Genomic DNA, 18,466 nt, shown 5'->3' on the forward strand with positions numbered 1-18,466 from the left:
GCACCCGCATGGCTCAGCGGAGGATGATGCGGCCCTCGCGCGCCGGGGCGACGGTGCCGAGCCGGCGCATATGGGTCATCAGGTCCGAGGCAACGAGCTTGCCCTGCACGTCCTTGTCGGCCGCCCTGAGGCCGAGGCTGGTATAGCCGTCGCCGCCGCGCAGCATGAAGTCGTTGGTCGCCACCGTGTAGATGCGGTCATCGTCGAGCGGCTGGCCGCCCACCTGCACCGAGACCACCCGGCTGCCCGACGGGCGCCGCGGGTCCACCTCCACGGTGAGGTTCGACACATGCGGGAAGCGGCCGGCGCGCTGCTCGACCTGGCTGACGCCGTTCTCCAGGGCCTGCCGCAGGTCGGCGCCCGAGACTTTCGCCACCACGGTGCGGTTGCCGAAAGGCAGCTCGCTCAAGGCGTCACGGCGGGTGAAGCGATGGCCCGCCGGATAGATGCGGTTCCCGCGGATGGCGCCCGCATTGGTCAGCCCGACATCGGCGCCGGTGGCGGCCCGCATGGCGTCGGCAATGAGGTTGCCGATGGCCTGCTCGCCGGAGCGCACCGAGGCGGTGCGCGTGTCGAGTTCGCCGGTCAGCGTGGCGATGGCGACATCGAGCTCCTCGGACAGGATCTTCTCGTAATCCGCCACCCGTGCCGCGGTCTCCGGATCCGGCACGGCCTGCCGGCTGTCATTGACGCGGAAGGCGGGGGTGAAGGTCGTCCGTGAGACCCCGTCGATGGTCACGCGGCTGATCGTCAGGTCGATGGCGGTAACGTAGTAGCCCTCCTCCGAGCTCTCGACCATGACGGTGCGCCCGTCATAGGCGATGGCGAGGTCGTGGTCATGGCCGGTCAGCAGCACGTCAACGAGGCGCGACCGGACAATCTCGAGGTCGTCCTTCCGGTCGGTATGGGCGCAGCAGAGGATGAGCTCGGCACCCTCGCGCCGCAGCCGCGCCGCCTCGCGCCGCACCGTCTCCATCGTCGGCAGGAAACGGAAATCGCCGGTGGACGACACCTCCGGCGAATTGGGCAGGACGACACCGAAGACACCGAGTTTCACGCCGCCAAGATCGATGATCCGGCCGTCCTCGTGGCCCGGCAGCAGCGCGCCATCGGCCGCGCGCATGTTCGAGGCATACCAGGGGAAGCGCGATTCCTGCCGGCGCTTCATGTAGGCCTCAGGGCCAAAGTCGAACTCGTGATTGCCCGGCACGAAGACATCGGGCGCGGCGATGTTGGTGAGTTCGACCGTGTGGGCGCCCTGGTCGAATCCAGACATCAGCGAGGGCGAGAACATGTCGCCGGCATGGACGTAGAGCATGGGCACGCCGCGGGCGCGCTCGGCCTTCACGATGGCGTTGAGGCGGGCGAAGCCGCCACGGCCGTTCTCGTCGCCCATCTTGTAGATGTCGTTGACCAGCAGCAGCGAGATCATCGTCCCGCGCGGGGGAGGGGTCTGCGCCTGGACCTCGCTGCCGGCGACGACGGCGAGGCCCGCACCAAGGCCGGCGGTCAGCGTGTCACGACGGGAAATCGGGCTCATGGGCATCCTCTCTGCGGCGCGGACCATGCCGCCGGTGGCGTCACGCTGGCAAGCCGTCAGTTGCGTCCGCGCAGCACCATCCGCCCGCCGCGCACCTCGTAGCTGTCGAGGCGGTCGAGGAAGGTGTGGCCGAGAAGGCTGGTGGTGAGGGCTTCGGGCCGGGCAACGAGGGCCCTGACATTGCGCTCGACAATGGGGCCGAGCGTCACCGTGCCGATGGTCGTCGCGGCAGTCAGCGCCGACCCGTTGGCGGTCTGGACGGGAATGGAGAAGGAGAGGGTCGCCGGATCGATGCCGGCGCGGCGGGCATCGGCGTCGGTCAGCACCAGCGCCGAGGCGCCGGTATCAACCAGCATGGGCACGGCGCGGGAGCCATTGAGGGAGACGCGCGCGACGAAGGTGGATCCACCGCTGCGAGGAACGGTCACCTCGCGGCTGCCCGTGACGCCCTCCTGGCCCATGCCGGGGATGACATTGCCAAGGACGCGGCGGCCGACCGACTCGAACTCGTAGCGATAGGTGTAGACGACGCCGAGGACGGCGAAGATGCCGAGCCAGGCGAGGGCGGCCTGGACCGCGTCGCCGGCCCGGCCGCGGAACATGCCGAGCACCGTCGCGCCGCTGAGCGTGGCGAGCATGGTGAGGCCGACGATTGAGGCCCAGTCGCCGGCATCGAGATTGCCTTCGGCGAGGCCGCCCGAGCGGATCGCCGCGACCATCACCAAGAGGACCACGCTGACCAGGAGGATCCACAGCACCAGCCGCATGGCTCAGCGCCCCGCCAGTCGCGCGAGACGGCCCGGCAGCTCCGCCATGACGGCGCGGCGGCGGACCTCGCCGATGGCCATCCAGTTGGCGATCTCGTCGAGGCTGCGGCCACAGCCCTCGCAGATGCGCGCCTGCGGGTCGATGCGGCAGATCCGGACGCAGGGGCTGGAAACCGGCGGCAGGGGCGCGTTCATCAGGCAGCTCCCACTGGCACGGCGATGGCCACGAGCACCAGCAGCATGGCGATCTCGATGACCTGCTGGGTCGCGCCGGTGAGATCGCCGGTCTGGCCGCCGACATGGGCGGCAGCGAAGCGGATGGCGAGCGGCAGGATGAGCCCGGCGACACCGAAGGCGAGGAAGCCTCCGGCCACGCCCCCGGCCGGGATGAGGAGCAGGGCAAGGCCGGCCGCGATGGCGAGCGCCACATGCCAGTCCGCCGCCTGCGGACGGCCGGTCGCATAGGCGGCCCCCTCGACGCGGGCAGGATCGAGATGGACCTGCAGGCCGAGCGCCACGGTGCGCGAGGCGGCGCCGATCGCCGCCATGGCGAGCGCCGTCCGCCCGCCGCCGACCGAGGCCACCAGGGCGGCGATGCCAGCCACGCGCAGGCCAAGGCCCAGGATGAGGGCGGCGGCCCCGAAGGTCCCGATGCGGCTGTCCTTCATGATGTCGAGGCGCCGCTCGGTCGTCATGCCGCCGAAGCTGTCGGCGGAATCGGCAAGCCCATCCTCGTGGAAGGCCCCGGTCATCACCACCGCCGCCGCAACGCCAAGCAGCGCCGCGATCACCGGCGGCAGCACCAGCGAGGCGGCCAGCACCACGGCGCCGGCAAGGCCACCGAGGACGAATCCCGCCAGCGGCACCGCCCGAATGAGCCGGGTGAAGTCGGGCAGCCCATGGGGATCCTTCTCGCCCGGCAGGGCGGGCAGCGGCAGGCGCGAGAAAAAGCGCAGCGCGATGACGGTGTCGCGCCAGAGGGCTGGATTGTCCATGGCGAATGGCATAGCCAGTGCGGCGCGCCGCCGCCAGACGGCTTGTGCGCCGATACCCGCTCTTGTTACCGCTCGCCCCCCAATTCGATTTCGAAAGCGCTCCATGCCTTCGCCGTCCCACAGCCCGACGGGCCTTCCCTTCGACGACATCCGCGACCTGTTGACGCGCATGCCCGGCCCGGACGAGGCGGCCATCGCCGCCGTCCGGGCGCGTGACGCCGAACTGACCAAGCCGGCGGGCGCGCTCGGCCGTCTGGAGACGATCGTCGAATGGGTGGCCGCGTGGAGCGCCAATCCCAAGCCGCGCGTCGACCGGCCGCTCGTCGCCATCTTCGCCACGTCGCACGGCGTCACGAAGCAAGGGGTCTCAGCCTTCCCGGATGCCGTGAACCGCCAGATGCTCGACAATTTCGCCGCCGGCGGGGCCGCGGTGAACCAGCTCTGCGTCGCCAACGATATCGGCCTTAAGGTCTTTGACCTCGCCATCGACGTGCCGACCCCGGACATCAGCGAGGAGGACGCCTTCGACGAGGCCGCCTGCGCCGCCACCATCGCCTTCGGCATGGAGGCCATTGTCGGGGCCGACCTGCTCTGCCTCGGCGAGATGGGCATCGGCAACACCACCATCGCCGCCGCGGTCCATCACGCCCTCTATGGCGGCGAGGCAGCGGACTGGGTCGGCCGTGGCACCGGCGTCGATGACGCCGGGCTGGCGCGCAAGGCCGAGGTCGTGGCTCGCGCCGTCGCCCGCGCCGGCGGTCCCGGCCTTGATCCGCTGGAAGTGCTCCGCCGGGTCGGCGGCCGCGAGATCGCCGCCACCGTCGGCGCCATCATCGCCGCGCGCCTGCAGCGCATCCCGGTGCTGCTCGACGGCTATGTGGTGACCGCGGCCGCCGCCATCCTGCACGCGCTGGACCCGGCGAGCCTCGACCATTGCATCGCCGCCCATCGCTCGGCAGAGGCCGCCCATGGCCGCGTGCTCGAGAAGATCGGCAAGCGTCCGCTGCTCGATCTCGGCATGCGGCTCGGCGAGGGATCGGGAGCGGCGCTCGCCTGCGGCATCGTCCGCAATGCGCTCGCCGTCCACCAGGGCATGGCGACCTTCGAGCAGGCCGCCGTCAGCCGCGGTTGACGCCGCCGCTCAGTGCTCGGTCAGCACGATGCGGACAAGGTCCGCCGCGTTGCGGGCGCCGAGCTTTTCCATGATGCGGGCCCGGTGCACCTCGACGGTGCGCGGGCTGATGCCGAGCGTCCGGCCCGCCTCCTTGTTGGAGGAACCGGCGGCGATCTGCTCCAGCACCTCGCGCTCGCGCGGCGTCAGCAGTTCCATACCGGGGAAGTAGGAGGCAAGCCGCGAGGGCTGCGCGGCCGGCTGCTCGCTCTGGGCGATGGCCTCCCGCACGCGGCTGACGAGACGGCCGGCGTCGAACGGCTTCTCGAAGAAGTCGAGCGCGCCATTGCGGATCGCATCGACGGCCATGGGGATGTCGGCCTGGCCGGAAATGGCGAAGACGGGCGCCGTGGAGGCGGAGGCCTTCAACTGGCGCAGCACGTCGAGGCCCGACGTGCCTGGCATGTTGACGTCGAGGATGACGCAGGCCGGCCGGCGGTGCCGCGCCGCGGTGACGAAGGACGGGCCGTCGGCGAAGCCGGTGACGCCGAAGCCCTCCATCGACAGGATGGTGCTCAGCGCGTCGCGCACGGCCGGATCGTCATCGACCACATAGACGTCATTGCGATGATGGGTGCTCACGGATTGGCCCTCCGTTCGTCAGGGTAAGGAACCGGTCCCGTCTGAAGCGGCAGGATCAGCGTGAAGGTTGCGCCGCGGCCGTCACCGCCGGGCTCGACATGGATATCGCCGCCATGCGCCTCGGCGATGGTGCGGGAAATGGCGAGGCCGAGGCCAAGGCCGGAGCGCTTGGACGTGGCGAAGGGCGTGAACAGGTCCGCGACCGCCTCCGGCGGCACGCCGGTGCCGTTGTCGGTAACGGCGATCATCGCCTTGCCGCCTGCGGCGCCGATGGTGACGGTGACATGCGCGCCCTCGCGGCCGCCGACCGCGTCCAGGGCGTTGCGCACGAGATTGACGACGATCTGCTGGATCTGGATGGCGTCGCCGACCACCGAGACGCCGGGCACCGCCTCCTCGATGCCGACGCCGCCGCAGGCGCGGCGGCCCATCAGCGTCAGCTCCACCGCCTCCTCGACCAGCGGCACCAGCGCGACCGGCACCTGCTCCGGCGGACGGTTGGCGATGAACTGGCGCATGGCGCGGACGATGCGGCCGGCCCGTTCCGCCTCGCGGCGCGCCTTGGCGACGACCTCGGTCGCCGCCCCATTCGGGTCGAGCAGCCTGTCGGCGGCCTGGAGGTAGAGGGTCGCCGCCGTCAGCGGCTGGTTGAGCTCATGGGCAAGGGCCGCGCCCATCTGGTCGAGCGCCGCGACGCGGGCGAGATGCGAGAGCTCCGCCTCGCGGCGGGCCAGCCGCTCCTGCGTGGCGCGGCGGGGCCTGAGGTCCCGCAGGATGGCGATGAACTGCGCGCCCTCGGCCGTGTCGGCGCGGGCCAGCGACAGTTCGATGGGCAGCACCGTGCCGTCACGGTGGCGGGCGGCGATCTCACGCGGCGCGCCGACCCAGGCCGCGAGCAGCGCGTCCTCCGGCTGGCGTGGCCCGGCCAGCAGGAGCCCGAACTTGTGTCCGGCGACGTCGGCAGTGCTGCGGCCGAACATGGCCTCGCAGGCCTTGTTGAAGACGAGGATCGTGCCGCCGGCATCCAGCACGACGATGCCTTCGCCGGCCATGTCGAGAACGCTCGACAGCCGGGCCTCGGAAACACTCGCCGGTGGGGGGACGACCTGCTGGATGGGGGATCCTCCGCGTGGCGCTGCGCAGGTTGGCCCCCTGCGTCAACTCGCCTCACCCCCCGGACCATGCTACGGAGTTTTGCGCATTGCAACGGGGAAGGGCGGCTTCCTTCCCCAAAATGCATCACAAAAGGGGGATGGCGGTGCGCAAACGCTCGGCCGCGATCTCGATCTGCTCCTGCGAGCGCAGGTAGCAGAGCCTCAAATGGCCTTCGCCGCCGGGCCCGAAGGCGCTCCCCGGGGCGAGCCCGACCTTGGCGATGTCGACTAGCTTCATCGCCGCAGCGTTCGAATCGGTGACGCCGTCGATGCCGAAGAACAGGTAGAAGGCGCCGTCCGGCCGCGAGAACCGGCAGCGGCCTGTGGCCTCGATCGCCTCGGAGACGATGTCGCGGGCCTTGCGCGCCTTGGCGACCTGATGGGCGAGGAAGCTTTCGCCGCGCTCCAGCGCGACGGCGCAGGCCCGCTGCACGAAGACCGGCGAGCCCGAGGTGGAATACTGGATGAGGTTCTCGACGACGTCGCCGAGGGACGGGTCGGCCTCCACCCAGCCGGTGCGCCACCCGGTCATCGCCCAGTTCTTCGAGAAGGTGTTGACCCAGATGATGCGGTCGCCGTCCTCGCGCACGTCGTGGAAGGAGGCAGCGCGGCGCGGCGACCCCTCGGTCCAGACGAAGCGGGTATAGATCTCGTCGGCGACGATCCACAGCCCGTGCCGGCGGGCGAGCGCGAGGATCGCGGCGAGCTCCTCCTTCGTCGCGGTCCAGCCGGTCGGGTTGGACGGCGTGTTGATGAACATCGCCTTGGTCTTCGGCGTGATCGCCGCCTCAAGCTTGTCGAGGTCGATCTGCCAGCCGCGATTGCCATGGTCGAGCGCGACGAAGACCGGCGTCGCGCCGCGCAGGCCCGCAGCCGCCGGGGCGTTCGGCCAGGTGGGGGAGGGGATGAGGATCTCGTCGCCCGGGCCCGCCACCATGGTCATGGCGATCTGGATCGCCTGCATGCCCGAGCCGCAGACGAAGAAGCGCTCCGGCGACAGCTCGCGGCCGTAGAGGTCGGAGGCATAGGTCGCGATGGCCTGGCGCAGCTCCGGGATGCCGCGCTGCCAGGTGTAGGTGGTCTCGCCCGCCGCGAGCGAGCGCGTCGCCGCCTCGTAGATGAAGGAGGGGGTGGGCGTGTCCCCCTCGCCGACCCAGAGCTGGATCACGTCGCCGGCCGCCCGCGCATATTTCGACAGCTCGACGATGCCGCTGGCGGGGGCGCCCGAGGCTTCCGGGCGCAGCGAGGCGAGGAGATCGGCGGTCATGCGGCTTATCCTGTGGGGCGGGGGCAATCGCGCCAGTCTAGCGGCGGCGTTCGGCCCTTCTCATGAAAAACGTGCGATTTGTCCATCAGCGAAGCCGATGAACGGCGTCGCAGCCTGCCGGTGGATGGCAGCATGAACGCCTTTGTTCCGCCCGACGGCTCTTGCTATAAGCGCCGATCCCGACGGCAATGCGAGGGTTTGGGCGTGCGTATCTGGAAGGCAACGGCCGTGCTGATGACGGCTCTGGCGCTCGGCGCCTGCGGCTCGACCGGCGGCAATCTCTTCGGCCAGCCGCAGCAGGCGGCGCAGCCCGCCCCGCAGACGCCGCCCGGCGTCGGCTCGCCCGTCCATACCGCCCTGTTCGGCCAGCCCGTCCCGCAGGGCCAGCAGAACCTCAACCCCGACGCCTGCCCGCGCATCGAGGTTCGCGACGGCTCGGCCGTCTGGCGCCAGGGGGGCGAGGGTCCGACCGAGCTGCGCTACCAGGGCACGATCACCGATCTTGCCCGCGAGTGCCGCATCGAGGGCCAGACCATGACCATCCGCGTCGGCATCGAGGGCCGCGTCCTGGTCGGCCCGAAGGGTGATGCCGGCCGCGTCACGCTGCCGATCCGCGTCGCGGTGACGCGCGGCCTGTCGACGCCAGTCTGGACCCGTCTCTATCAGGTGCCGATCGAGATCCCCTCGGGCTCGCCGAGCGTCTCCTTCACCCAGGTCGAGGACCAGGTGAGCTTCCCCCTGCCGGAGGCTGCGGAACTGGCCACCTACATCATCTTCGTCGGCTTCGACACCCAGGCCCAGCAGCCCGAGCGCCAGCGCCGCGGCCGCGCCCGCACCGCCCAGCGCTGACGCCTTTCGCGCCTGCCTTTCTTTGCGGCAGGCGTGCCCACAGGCTCGCCTTGACTTCGCCGCATGATCCGGCCATTGCGATGCCGTGCCATATGAACCCGGCGGGAGAGTCCGGGTGGTCTTTGAATTGATGGGATCCCCCGGCGCCGAAGGAGCAACGGCCCCGGAACCTCTCAGGCAAAAGGACCGCCGGGGGAATGGCATTCTGGAAAGCGGCCGGAGGTCCAATCCCGGCCCACCGACGGAGTAAGCCGATGGCGCCCGAGGGCGTCGGCCCTTGCGGGCCGCGGTGAATCTCTCAGGTCCTGCGACAGAGGGGCGCGAGCGGGCGACAAGCCCGTAATCGGAACGTGTTCGGCATGACCGGACGCGTCCGCGCGCCGGAGTGCAGGACCCATGGGCGAGCCCCAGGACGGCCCGTTGCTGACCACACCTCTCCATGCCCTGCATGGCGAGCTCGGAGCCAAGATGGTCCCCTTCGCCGGCTACGACATGCCGGTGCAGTATCCGACCGGCGTCCTTGCTGAGCACAACTGGACCCGCACCAGCGCCGGCCTGTTCGATGTCAGCCATATGGGCCAGTGCTTCCTCATCCCCGAGGACGGCCGCTACGAGACGGCCGCCGCCGCGCTCGAGGCCCTGGTGCCCGCCGATGTCATGGCGCTGAAGCTCGGCCAGCAGCGCTATTCCCAGTTCACCAATGCCGAGGGCGGCATCCTCGACGACCTGATGATCACGCGCCTTGGCCATCCCGGCCATGAGCACTGGCTCTATCTGGTGGTGAACGCCGCCTGCAAGGACGCCGACTACGCCCATATGCGGGCGCATCTCCCGGCCGGCGTGACCCTGAAGGTCGCCGACGATCTCGCGCTGATCGCAGTGCAGGGCCCCGAGGCCGTCGCGGCGGTGGCGACGCTCGCGCCCTCGCTCGCCGGCCTGAAGTTCATGACCTCGGTGGACTTAGCCATCGACGGTATCTGGGCCCATGTCTCCCGCACCGGCTATACCGGCGAGGACGGCGTCGAGATCTCAGTGAAGAGCGGCGATGCGGTGGCGCTGACCCGCAAGCTGCTCGCCGATCCGCGCGTCAAGCCGATCGGCCTCGGCGCCCGTGACTCGCTGCGCCTCGAGGCGGGCCTCTGCCTCTACGGCCATGACATCGACACCACAACCTCGCCCGTCGAGGCCGGCCTCACCTGGTCGATCCAGAAGCGCCGCCGCGCCGAGGGCGGCTTCCTCGGCGCCGCCCGCATCCAGAAGGAGCTGGCCGAGGGTGCGTCGCGCCTGCGTGTCGGCATCCTGCCCGATGGCCGCGCTCCGGCCCGCGAGGGAACGGTGGTGAAGTCCGCCGACGGCCAGCCCATCGGCACGGTCACCTCGGGCGGCTTCGGCCCGACCATCAACGGCCCGCTCGCCATGGGCTACGTCAACCGCCGCTTCGCCGAGCCGGGCACGCCCGTGCTCCTCGAGGTCCGCGGCAAGGACCTGCCGGGCAAGGTCGTGACCATGCCCTTCGCACGGCATCGCTATGTCCGCGGCTGAGCCGCCGAACCACTTCACCAGGGGATGACCATGGCCACGACCAAATACACCAAGGACCACGAATATATCCGCATCGACGGCGACGTCGGCACGGTGGGCATTTCCCACTACGCCCAGGAGCAGCTCGGCGACGTGGTCTTCGTGGAGCTCCCCTCCAGCGGCAAGGCCGTGAAGAAGGGCGACAGCGCCGCTGTGGTCGAAAGCGTCAAGGCCGCCTCCGACATCTACTCGCCGGTCTCCGGCCAGGTGGTCGAGGCCAACCCCGACCTCGAAGGCGCGCCCGCCACCGTCAACGACGACCCGGCCGGCAAGGGCTGGTTCTTCAAGGTGAAGATCGCCAATCCCGCCGAGCTCGACGAGCTCATGGACGAGGCCGCCTACAAGGCCTTCCTCGACACGCTGTGAGTGCCGGCGGGCCGCTCGCTGCGGCCCGCGCCTCCCCATCCGACTGCCCGGAGACCGCAATGCGCTACCTGCCGCTGACGCCCCAAGACCGCACCGACATGCTGGCCAAGATCGGCGTCGCCGCCGTCGACGACCTCTTCGCCAACGTGCCGAAATCGAAGCTGCTCAAAGGCCTCGTCGACCTGCCGAAGGCCAAGGGCGAGCTCGATGTCGAGCGCATCATGGGCGCCATGGCGGCGGAGAACATCACGGCCTCCGAGGTGCCCTTCTTCGTCGGCGCCGGCGCCTACAAGCACCATGTCCCGGCCTCGGTGGATCATCTGATCCAGCGCTCCGAGTTCCTGACGAGCTACACGCCCTACCAGCCGGAAATCGCCCAGGGCACTCTCCAGTACCTGTTCGAGTTCCAGACCCAGGTGGCGCTCCTCACCGGCATGGAGGTCGCCAACGCCTCCATGTATGACGGCTCGACGGGCGCGGCCGAGGCCGTGCTGATGGCGCATCGAGTCACCAAGCGGCGCAAGGCGATCCTCGCCGGCAACCTGCATCCGCACTACCGCGACACGATCGAGACGCTGTCCCGCATGGCCGGCGACGAACTCGTCTCGCTGGAGCCGAACCCGGCCGATGCCAGCGCCGACCTCAAGGCGGTGGCCGCCGCCATCGACGCCGAGACCTCCTGCATCGTCATCCAGACGCCGGATGTCTTCGGCAACCTCCACGACCTCACCGCCATCGCCAAGAAGGCGCAGGATGCCGGCGCTCTTCTGATCGCCGTCGTCACTGAGGTGGTCTCGCTCGGCGCCGTGACCCCGCCCGGTGCCATGGGCGCGGACATCGTCGTCGCCGAGGGCCAGTCCATCGGCGTCGGTCTCAATTTCGGCGGTCCCTATGTCGGCCTCTTCGCCACCAAGCAGAAATATGTCCGGCAGATGCCGGGCCGCCTCTGCGGCGAGACAGTGGATGCGGAAGGCCGCCGCGGCTTCGTGCTGACGCTCTCGACCCGCGAGCAGCATATCCGCCGCGAGAAGGCGACCTCCAACATCTGCACCAATTCCGGCCTGATGTGCCTCGCCTTCACCATCCACATGACGCTGCTCGGCGAGACCGGCCTGCGCCGCCTCGCCGCCATCAACCACGCCAATGCCTGCGATCTCGCCGACCGCCTCGCTGACGTCGACGGCGTCGAGGTGCTGAACGGCAGCTTCTTCAACGAGTTCGCCATCCGCGTGCCGGGCGATGCCGCCAAGGTCGTGGAGAAGATGGCGAAGAAGGGCGTGCTGGCGGGCGTTCCCGCCGCGCGGCTGTGGCCCAAGCACAAGGCGCTGAAGGATATCCTCCTCGTCGCCAACACCGAAGTGAACACCGACGACGATCGCGCCGCCTTCGTGGCCGCGCTCGGCGCCAGCCTCTGAGGAGCGGTCCCATGTCCATGAACAATCAGGGTCGTCCCACCGCCGCCGGCGAGGCCGGTGCCGCCTCCGCCCACCCGACCTTCACCGGCAACAAGGCGCTGCAGATCGAGGAAGCGCTGATCTTCGAGATCGGCCGTCCCGAGGTCACCGGCGTCGACCTGCCCGAGCCGAAGAAGGTGAAGTCGCGCCTCGGCAAGCTCGCCCGCAAGGAGCCGATCGACCTGCCGGGCCTCTCCGAGCCGGAGACGATGCGCCACTACGTGCGCCTCAGCCAGAAGAACTTCGGCATCGACACCGGGCTCTTCCCGCTCGGCTCCTGCACCATGAAGCACAATGCCCGCCTCAACGAGAAGATGGCGCGGCTGCCGGGCTTCGGTGACATCCACCCGCTCCAGCCGGTCTCCACCGTGCAGGGCGCGCTGGAGCTGATCGACCGCCTCGCCGACTACCTCAAGGAGCTCACCGGCATGCCCGCCGTGGCGATGAGCCCCAAGGCCGGCGCCCATGGCGAGCTCGCCGGCATGATGGCCATCAAGGCGGCGCTGGAGGCCAAGGGCGAGGGCCATCGCAAGATCGTGCTGGTGCCTGAATCGGCGCACGGCACGAACCCTGCGACGGCCGCGCTTATCGGCTTCGAGGTGAAGGCCGTCCCCGCCCAGGCCGATGGCACGGTCCACGTCTCCGACGTCAAGGCGGCGCTGACGCCCGACGTCGCGGCGATCATGCTCACCAACCCCAACACCTGCGGCATCTTCGAGAAGGAGATCGTCGAGATCGCCAAGGCGATCCACGACGCCGGGGCCTATTTCTACTGCGACGGCGCCAACTTCAACGCCATCGTCGGCAAGGCCCGCCCGGGTGACCTCGGCGTCGACGCCATGCACATCAACCTGCACAAGACCTTCTCGACGCCCCATGGCGGCGGCGGTCCGGGCGCCGGTCCCGTCGTGCTGTCGGAGCGCCTGGCGGCCTTCGTGCCCTATCCCTTCATCCGCGCCGGCAAGGGCTTCTCGCTGGTCGAGGAGGGCGGCAAGCTGGAGAAGGGCGAGATGCCCTTCGGACGCATGTCGGCCTTCCACGGCCAGATGGGCATGTTCGTCCGCGCGCTCGCCTACATGCTCAGCCACGGCGCTGACGGCATGAAGCAGGCCTCGGAGGATGCGGTGCTCAACGCCAACTACATCCGCGCCTCGCTCGCGGACCTGATGAGCCTGCCCTTCGGCAACCAGCCCTGCATGCACGAGGCGCTGTTCGACGACGAGTGGCTGAAGAACACCGGCGTCTCCACGCTCGACTTCGCCAAGGCGATGATCGACGAGGGCTACCACCCGATGACCATGTATTTCCCGCTGGTCGTCCACGGCGCCATGCTCATCGAGCCGACGGAGTCGGAATCGAAGGCTTCCCTCGACCTCTTCATCGCCACGCTGCGTGACCTCGCCCTGTCGGCGAAGCGCGGCCAGGTCGAGCGCTTCAAGAATGCGCCCTTCCATGCCCCGCGCCGCCGCCTCGACGAGACGCGGGCGGCCCGCAACCCGGTCCTGCGCTGGACCCGGCCGCAGGCCTATGCGGAGGCGGCGGAGTAAGCGCTCCGTTCCGTCCACGAATGCAGAAGCCCGGCCAATGGCCGGGCTTCGTCGTTTCAGGGGGCGCAGGGCCTCAGGCGGCGCGCTCGTGGCGGCCTTCCTCGATCTCCTCGACGATCTTGGCGACGAAGGCCGGCAGGTCCTTGGGCGCGCGTGAGGTGATGATGCCCTGGTCGGTGACGACCTCCTCGTCGACCCAGTCGCCGCCGGCATTCTCCATGTCCGTGCGGATCGACTGGTAGGAGGTCATGCGCAAGCCCGCCGTGACGCCGGCCTCGGCCAGCAGCCAGGGGCCATGGCAGATGGCGGCGACCACCTTGCCGTCGGCAACGAAGCGGCGGATCGTGTCGACCGCCTTTTTCTCGACGCGCAGCTTGTCGGGATTGATCACGCCGCCCGGCAGGACGAGAGCGTCATAGGCATTGGCGTCCACCTGCTCGAGGGTCTGGTCGACCGGCACGGTGCGGCCCCAGTCGGCCTTGTCCCAGCCGCGGATCTCGCCGGGCGAGAGGGTCTTGGCAGGCGAGGCGACATGCACCGTCGCGCCCTTGTCCCGCAGGCTGTTCAGCGGCACCTCGAGCTCGGACTGCTCGAAACCGTCGGTGGCGAGGATGAGAATCTTGGACTGTGCGATCTGCGGCACGGGAGGCTCCGGGTTCGGGGGAAGGTCCCGGACGAACGAGGGAGCCGCGCCGCGGTTCCGCCGTGACGTCAACGAACGGGCAGCGGCCGATCACAACGCTGGTAGATGTGGGGCGAGTTCTGCACGTTGATCTCCAGCCGCGTCGGGCTGATCTGGCGGAAGCTCACCTCGCCCTGGTCCACCTGCGTCTCGCCCTCGCCACGGCAACGCCCGCTTCCCACGATGGCGCCGCGCTCGACGCGGATGCGGCTGAACCGGCAGAACGCCGCGAAGAAGGTGACCTCGCGCGGCTTGACCTCGACCCGGCCGTCATCGGTCTCCTCGGAGCAGGATCGCTCCTCATAGCCCCAGGTGCCGACCATGGCGGGCGGCAGGGCGCGGATCGTCTCGGCGGCCGAGGCTGCGGCGAGGCCGGCTGCCAGAAGAAGAGGGGCGAGGGCGAGGCGGATCATGGGAGGGGCTCCGGAGGGCCCCCTGTGTCGGACCCGCCTGTTTCTGCCGCGCGCCGTCGCGCAGCTGTTTCTGTTCTCTGCAACCGTTGGTATGGATGCACCCGACGATGGTCCGCTTGCAGGAGTTGGCATGCTGCCCCGACTGATGCTCGTCATGGTGACCCTGGCCACGCTCTCCCTGGCAGGGCAGGGCCCCGCGGCCTCGGCTCCCCTCGACGACCGCTCCGCCGCTGCCGCAGTCCGGCGCTTCAATGAGATGGCGAATGCGGCTGCACAGGCCGGCAGCCTCCCGCGCATTGCCGATCCCGCCGTCCGGCAGGTGCTCGAGGCAGCGTGGGACCGCAAGCTCACCGATCCGCGCCGCCGTGCGGGAGCCGACGATGTCCTCGTTCTCGCGCGGTTCTGCGAGGCCGGAGCGTCGGTCTGGCAGCGCTACACCGATTTCGTGCCGCGGGGTCGTGCCCGCGCCGACGTGAAGGCCAACATCGCCACCTTCGGCGACGAGATCATGCCCGGCCTGGCCTTCTCCGCCCGCTGCACGGCCACCCTCATGGAGGCAACCGTGGCCTATCTGGCGAGGCTCCCTGCCGATCAGAGGACCGAGACGCGGCAGGATGGCCTCGATCGCGTGCGGATCGGCGCCTCCCAGGTGGCGCGCGGGCTTCTGACCACCATGGACGAGTCACCGATCCCGCCGGCCCACGCCGCCATCCTCGCCACTGCGCTGACAGAGGTGGCGCCGCGGCTGGCCGCCGGCCTGGAGCCCGCCCAGCGCCGGGCGGTGGCGGCCCGCGCCCGCCAGGCGGCAGGCGTCGCCCACCTGGCCACGGTCAGGCCGGCGCTTGTCGCCTTCGCCCAGCGTGTCGATGCGCCTTGAGGCCAGCGCCGCGCTTGCCTTTCCGCCCGCCTTCCCCTTAAAGGACGGCATGCGCTTCGCCGCCCGCACCGCTTCGCGAATTACCGGCCCGGCCTCCTGAAGGCCGCGCGGCCCGTCGCGTGCGCCCGGAGGTCCGGGGTTTAAGCTCTTCACCCGCTCCGACTTCTCCGCGGCCTCTTGCCGCTCGTCCCGGCCGACCCACCATGTCCGACCAGAACCCCACCGACGCCTTCGACTATTCGAAGACCCTTCTCCTGCCCGAGACGCCCTTCCCGATGCGGGCGGGGCTCCCGGAAAAGGAGCCGCAGATCCTCAAGTCCTGGGAGGAGATGGACCTCTACGGTCGCCTGCGCCGCTCCGCCCGCGGCCGCGACCGCTTCGTGCTCCACGACGGCCCTCCCTACGCCAACGGCCATCTCCATATCGGCCACGCGCTCAACAAGATCCTCAAGGACATGGTGACGAAGTCGCAGCAGATGCTCGGCTTCGACAGCGACTACGTGCCCGGCTGGGACTGCCACGGCCTGCCGATCGAGTGGAAGATCGAGGAGGAGTACCGCTCCAAGGGCAAGAACAAGGACGAGGTGCCGGTCGTCGAGTTCCGCCAGGAATGCCGCGCCTTCGCCACCCACTGGCTGAACGTGCAGCGCGAGGAGTTCAAGCGCCTCGGCGTCGTCGGCGACTGGGCGAACCCCTATCAGACCATGACCTTCCACGCCGAGGCGCAGATCGCCGAGGAGATCATCAAGTTCGCCGAAAGCGGACAGCTCTATCGCGGCTCGAAGCCGGTCATGTGGTCGGTGGTGGAGAAGACCGCCCTGGCCGAGGCCGAGGTCGAGTATCACGACTACCAGAGCGACATGATCTGGGCGGCCTTCCCGGTGCGGGCGGTTTCGCCGGCGGTCGCCGACACGGCGGCCCGGGACAAGCTCGCGCATCTGAAGAACGCCAGCGTCGTCATCTGGACGACCACGCCCTGGACCATCCCCGGCAACCGCGCCATCTCCTATTCGAACCGCATCGCCTATGGCCTCTACCGGGTCATGGCCTCGCCGGCCGACAACTGGGCGCGGGTCGGCAACACCTACATCCTCGCCAAGGCCCTGGCCGAGAGCGTGTTCAAGCAGGCCAAGGTCGAGGGCTTCGAGCTCGTGGCCGATGTCTCGGCGGACGAACTCGCCGGCCTCACCTGCGCCCATCCCCTCGCCAATCTCGGCTACGGCTTCGACGTGCCGCTGCTCGACGGCGATCACGTCACCGACGATGCCGGCACCGGCTTCGTTCACACCGCCCCCGGCCATGGCCGCGAGGACTTCGAGATCTGGATGGCGAGCGGCCGCATGCTCGCCGAGCGCGCCATCGAGACCCGCATCCCCTACACGGTGGATGGCGACGGCCGCCTGACCAAGGAGGCCCCCGGCTTCGAGGGCCGCCAGGTCATCACCGAGAAGGGCGACAAGGGCGATGCCAACCAGGCGGTCATCGACGCGCTGGTGGCCGCTGGCCGCCTCGTCGCGCGCGGGCGCCTGAAGCACCAGTATCCGCATTCCTGGCGCTCCAAGAAGCCGGTCATCTTCCGCAACACGCCCCAGTGGTTCATCGCCATGGACAAGCCCTATGACGACGGCACGACGCTGCGTCAGCGGGCGCTCAAGGCCATCGGCGAGACCCAGTGGGTGCCGGAATCCGGCGAGAACCGCATCCGCGGCATGATCGAGAACCGCCCGGACTGGGTGGTTTCGCGCCAGCGCGCCTGGGGCGTGCCCATCGCCGTCTTCGTCAACCGCGACAGCGGCGAGATCCTGCGCGATCCGACCGTGGACCTGCGCATCATCGAGGCCTTCCGCCAGGAGGGCGCCGATGCCTGGTTCAAGGCCGGCGCCAAGGAGCGCTTCCTCGGCCCGCAGTACAAGGCGGATGACTGGGACAAGGTCGACGACGTGCTCGACGTCTGGTTCGATTCCGGCTCCACCCACGCCTTCACGCTGGAGCGGCCGCAGGACTTCCCGAACTTCGCCGGCCTCAAGCGCAAGGTCGATGGCGGGGCCGACACCGTCATGTACCTCGAAGGCTCCGACCAGCACCGCGGCTGGTTCCATTCCTCGCTGCTGGAAAGCTGCGGCACGCGTGGCCGTGCGCCCTATGACGTGGTGCTGACCCACGGCTTCGTCCTCGACGGCGAGGGCCGCAAGATGTCGAAGTCGCTGGGCAACACGGTGGCCCCGCAGGACGTCATCAAGCAGTCGGGCGCCGACATCCTGCGCCTGTGGGTTGCGGCCTCCGACTATTCGGACGACCTGCGCATCGGCAAGGAGATCCTGCAGACGACCTCGGATGCCTATCGCAAGCTGCGCAACACCATCCGCTGGATGCTGGGCGCGCTCGCCCATCACGACGGCTCAGCCCTGCCCGACGTCGCCACCCTGCCGGACCTCGAGCGGCTCATGCTGCACCGGCTGGCCGAGCTCACGCCGCAGATCCACGCCGCCTATCGCGACTACGACTACAAGAAGGTCTTCGCCGCGCTGACGCAGTTCATGAATGTCGAGCTCTCGGCCTTCTATTTCGACATCCGCAAGGACCGCCTCTACTGCGATCCGGTCTCGGCGCCGGCCCGCAAGGCGGCGCTGGCGGTCATCGAGGAGATCTTCAAGGCCGTGACGACCTGGCTTGCGCCGGTGCTCTCCTTCACCGCCGAGGAGGCCTGGTGGGATCGCTATGGCCGTGACGGCTCGGTGCACCTCCAGGGCTTCTACGCGGCGCCCGAGGCCTGGCTCGACCCGGCCCTCGATGCCCGCTGGGAGAAGATCCGCAAGGTCCGCCGCGCCGTCACCGGCGCATTGGAGCTGGAGCGTGCCGCCAAGCGGCTCGGCTCCTCGCTGGAGGCGGCCCCGGTGGTCCACATTGCCGATCCCGAGCTCATGGCGGCTGTGGAGGGCATCGACCTCGCCGAGGTCGCCATCACCTCCGCCATCCGCGTGGTTGCGGGCGAGGGGCCGGCCACGGCCTATCGCGCCGACGACATCCGCGGCGTGGCTGTGGAGCCGGCCAAGGCGGCTGGCGTGAAATGCGCCCGCTCCTGGAAGTACTTCGATCCGGCCACCGCCGATCCGGACTTCCCGGACATCACGCCGCGCGACGCGGCGGCGATGCGCGAGTGGCAGCAGCGCCACGCGCTGTGACAAGTGGGGAGCCGCCCGGCGCGGCTCCCGCCCATCTCC

At 69.7% G+C, this 18,466-nt stretch carries 17 protein-coding genes and 1 riboswitch; of the genes, 8 read left to right on the plus strand and 9 right to left on the minus strand.

The window, feature by feature from the left end:
- Nucleotides 1–13: 13 nt before the first annotated feature.
- The 4 genes from C8P69_RS00410 to C8P69_RS00425 are packed head-to-tail and all read right to left on the minus strand — an operon-like array spanning nucleotide 14 to nucleotide 3,302.
- Complete coding sequence (locus C8P69_RS00410; RefSeq protein WP_108173895.1) at nucleotides 14–1,540, minus strand: bifunctional metallophosphatase/5'-nucleotidase; 1,527 nt, start codon at nucleotides 1,538–1,540, stop codon at nucleotides 14–16.
- Nucleotides 1,541–1,596: 56 nt separating this feature from the next.
- Entirely contained in the window at nucleotides 1,597–2,307 is a 711-nt protein-coding gene (locus C8P69_RS00415; RefSeq protein WP_108173896.1) for a retropepsin-like aspartic protease family protein, read from the minus strand.
- Nucleotides 2,308–2,310: 3 nt separating this feature from the next.
- Complete coding sequence (locus tag C8P69_RS00420; RefSeq protein ID WP_108173897.1) at nucleotides 2,311–2,502, minus strand: DUF1289 domain-containing protein; 192 nt, start codon at nucleotides 2,500–2,502, stop codon at nucleotides 2,311–2,313.
- Complete coding sequence (locus tag C8P69_RS00425; RefSeq protein WP_108174540.1) at nucleotides 2,502–3,302, minus strand: adenosylcobinamide-GDP ribazoletransferase; 801 nt, start codon at nucleotides 3,300–3,302, stop codon at nucleotides 2,502–2,504. The genes C8P69_RS00420 and C8P69_RS00425 overlap by 1 nt, the downstream gene beginning before the upstream one ends.
- A gap of 103 nt (nucleotides 3,303–3,405) precedes the next feature.
- Between C8P69_RS00425 and cobT the strand changes: the two genes are divergently transcribed.
- On the plus strand, nucleotides 3,406–4,434 hold the full coding sequence (gene cobT / locus C8P69_RS00430; protein ID WP_108173898.1) for a nicotinate-nucleotide--dimethylbenzimidazole phosphoribosyltransferase: 1,029 nt from the start codon (nucleotides 3,406–3,408) through the stop codon (nucleotides 4,432–4,434).
- 9 nt (nucleotides 4,435–4,443) lie between these two features.
- Here the strand turns inward: cobT and C8P69_RS00435 are convergent, their stop codons facing one another.
- From C8P69_RS00435 to C8P69_RS00445, 3 genes are all read right to left on the minus strand, one after another.
- Nucleotides 4,444–5,055: a response regulator transcription factor gene (locus C8P69_RS00435; RefSeq protein ID WP_245901809.1), complete on the minus strand. Its 612-nt coding sequence runs from the start codon at nucleotides 5,053–5,055 to the stop codon at nucleotides 4,444–4,446.
- Entirely contained in the window at nucleotides 5,052–6,170 is a 1,119-nt protein-coding gene (locus tag C8P69_RS00440) for a PAS domain-containing sensor histidine kinase (protein WP_281260021.1), read from the minus strand. Before C8P69_RS00440 ends, C8P69_RS00435 begins: the two co-directional genes overlap by 4 nt.
- A gap of 124 nt (nucleotides 6,171–6,294) precedes the next feature.
- Entirely contained in the window at nucleotides 6,295–7,476 is a 1,182-nt protein-coding gene (locus C8P69_RS00445; protein WP_108173900.1) for a pyridoxal phosphate-dependent aminotransferase, read from the minus strand.
- 204 nt (nucleotides 7,477–7,680) lie between these two features.
- Between C8P69_RS00445 and C8P69_RS00450 the strand changes: the two genes are divergently transcribed.
- From C8P69_RS00450 to gcvPB, 5 genes are all read left to right on the plus strand, one after another.
- Nucleotides 7,681–8,325: a hypothetical protein gene (locus C8P69_RS00450; RefSeq protein ID WP_146167252.1), complete on the plus strand. Its 645-nt coding sequence runs from the start codon at nucleotides 7,681–7,683 to the stop codon at nucleotides 8,323–8,325.
- 92 nt (nucleotides 8,326–8,417) lie between these two features.
- Nucleotides 8,418–8,524: riboswitch (glycine riboswitch) on the plus strand.
- 197 nt (nucleotides 8,525–8,721) lie between these two features.
- Nucleotides 8,722–9,867, plus strand: coding sequence for a glycine cleavage system aminomethyltransferase GcvT (gcvT, locus tag C8P69_RS00455; RefSeq protein ID WP_108173902.1), 1,146 nt, complete (start codon nucleotides 8,722–8,724; stop codon nucleotides 9,865–9,867).
- 30 nt (nucleotides 9,868–9,897) lie between these two features.
- Nucleotides 9,898–10,272, plus strand: a complete 375-nt coding sequence (gene gcvH / locus C8P69_RS00460) for a glycine cleavage system protein GcvH (RefSeq protein WP_108174541.1) — start codon at nucleotides 9,898–9,900, stop codon at nucleotides 10,270–10,272.
- Nucleotides 10,273–10,331: 59 nt separating this feature from the next.
- A complete protein-coding gene (gene gcvPA / locus C8P69_RS00465; protein ID WP_108173903.1) occupies nucleotides 10,332–11,687 on the plus strand; it encodes an aminomethyl-transferring glycine dehydrogenase subunit GcvPA in 1,356 nt (451 codons plus the stop codon).
- Between the two features lie 11 nt (nucleotides 11,688–11,698).
- Complete coding sequence (gene gcvPB / locus C8P69_RS00470; protein WP_108173904.1) at nucleotides 11,699–13,273, plus strand: aminomethyl-transferring glycine dehydrogenase subunit GcvPB; 1,575 nt, start codon at nucleotides 11,699–11,701, stop codon at nucleotides 13,271–13,273.
- Nucleotides 13,274–13,346: 73 nt separating this feature from the next.
- Here the strand turns inward: gcvPB and C8P69_RS00475 are convergent, their stop codons facing one another.
- Nucleotides 13,347–13,916, minus strand: coding sequence for a type 1 glutamine amidotransferase domain-containing protein (locus C8P69_RS00475; protein ID WP_108173905.1), 570 nt, complete (start codon nucleotides 13,914–13,916; stop codon nucleotides 13,347–13,349).
- A gap of 68 nt (nucleotides 13,917–13,984) precedes the next feature.
- Entirely contained in the window at nucleotides 13,985–14,368 is a 384-nt protein-coding gene (locus C8P69_RS00480; RefSeq protein WP_108173906.1) for a hypothetical protein, read from the minus strand.
- A gap of 130 nt (nucleotides 14,369–14,498) precedes the next feature.
- On the opposite strand from C8P69_RS00480, the gene C8P69_RS00485 reads away from it, so the two are divergent.
- Together C8P69_RS00485 and ileS are read left to right on the plus strand one after the other, a co-directional pair.
- Nucleotides 14,499–15,245: a hypothetical protein gene (locus C8P69_RS00485; RefSeq protein ID WP_108173907.1), complete on the plus strand. Its 747-nt coding sequence runs from the start codon at nucleotides 14,499–14,501 to the stop codon at nucleotides 15,243–15,245.
- A gap of 203 nt (nucleotides 15,246–15,448) precedes the next feature.
- Complete coding sequence (gene ileS / locus C8P69_RS00490; RefSeq protein WP_108173908.1) at nucleotides 15,449–18,427, plus strand: isoleucine--tRNA ligase; 2,979 nt, start codon at nucleotides 15,449–15,451, stop codon at nucleotides 18,425–18,427.
- Nucleotides 18,428–18,466 lie beyond the last annotated feature (39 nt).

The sequence above is a fragment of the Phreatobacter oligotrophus genome (assembly GCF_003046185.1).
In the GTDB taxonomy this organism is placed as follows: Bacteria; Pseudomonadota; Alphaproteobacteria; order Rhizobiales; family Phreatobacteraceae; genus Phreatobacter; species Phreatobacter oligotrophus.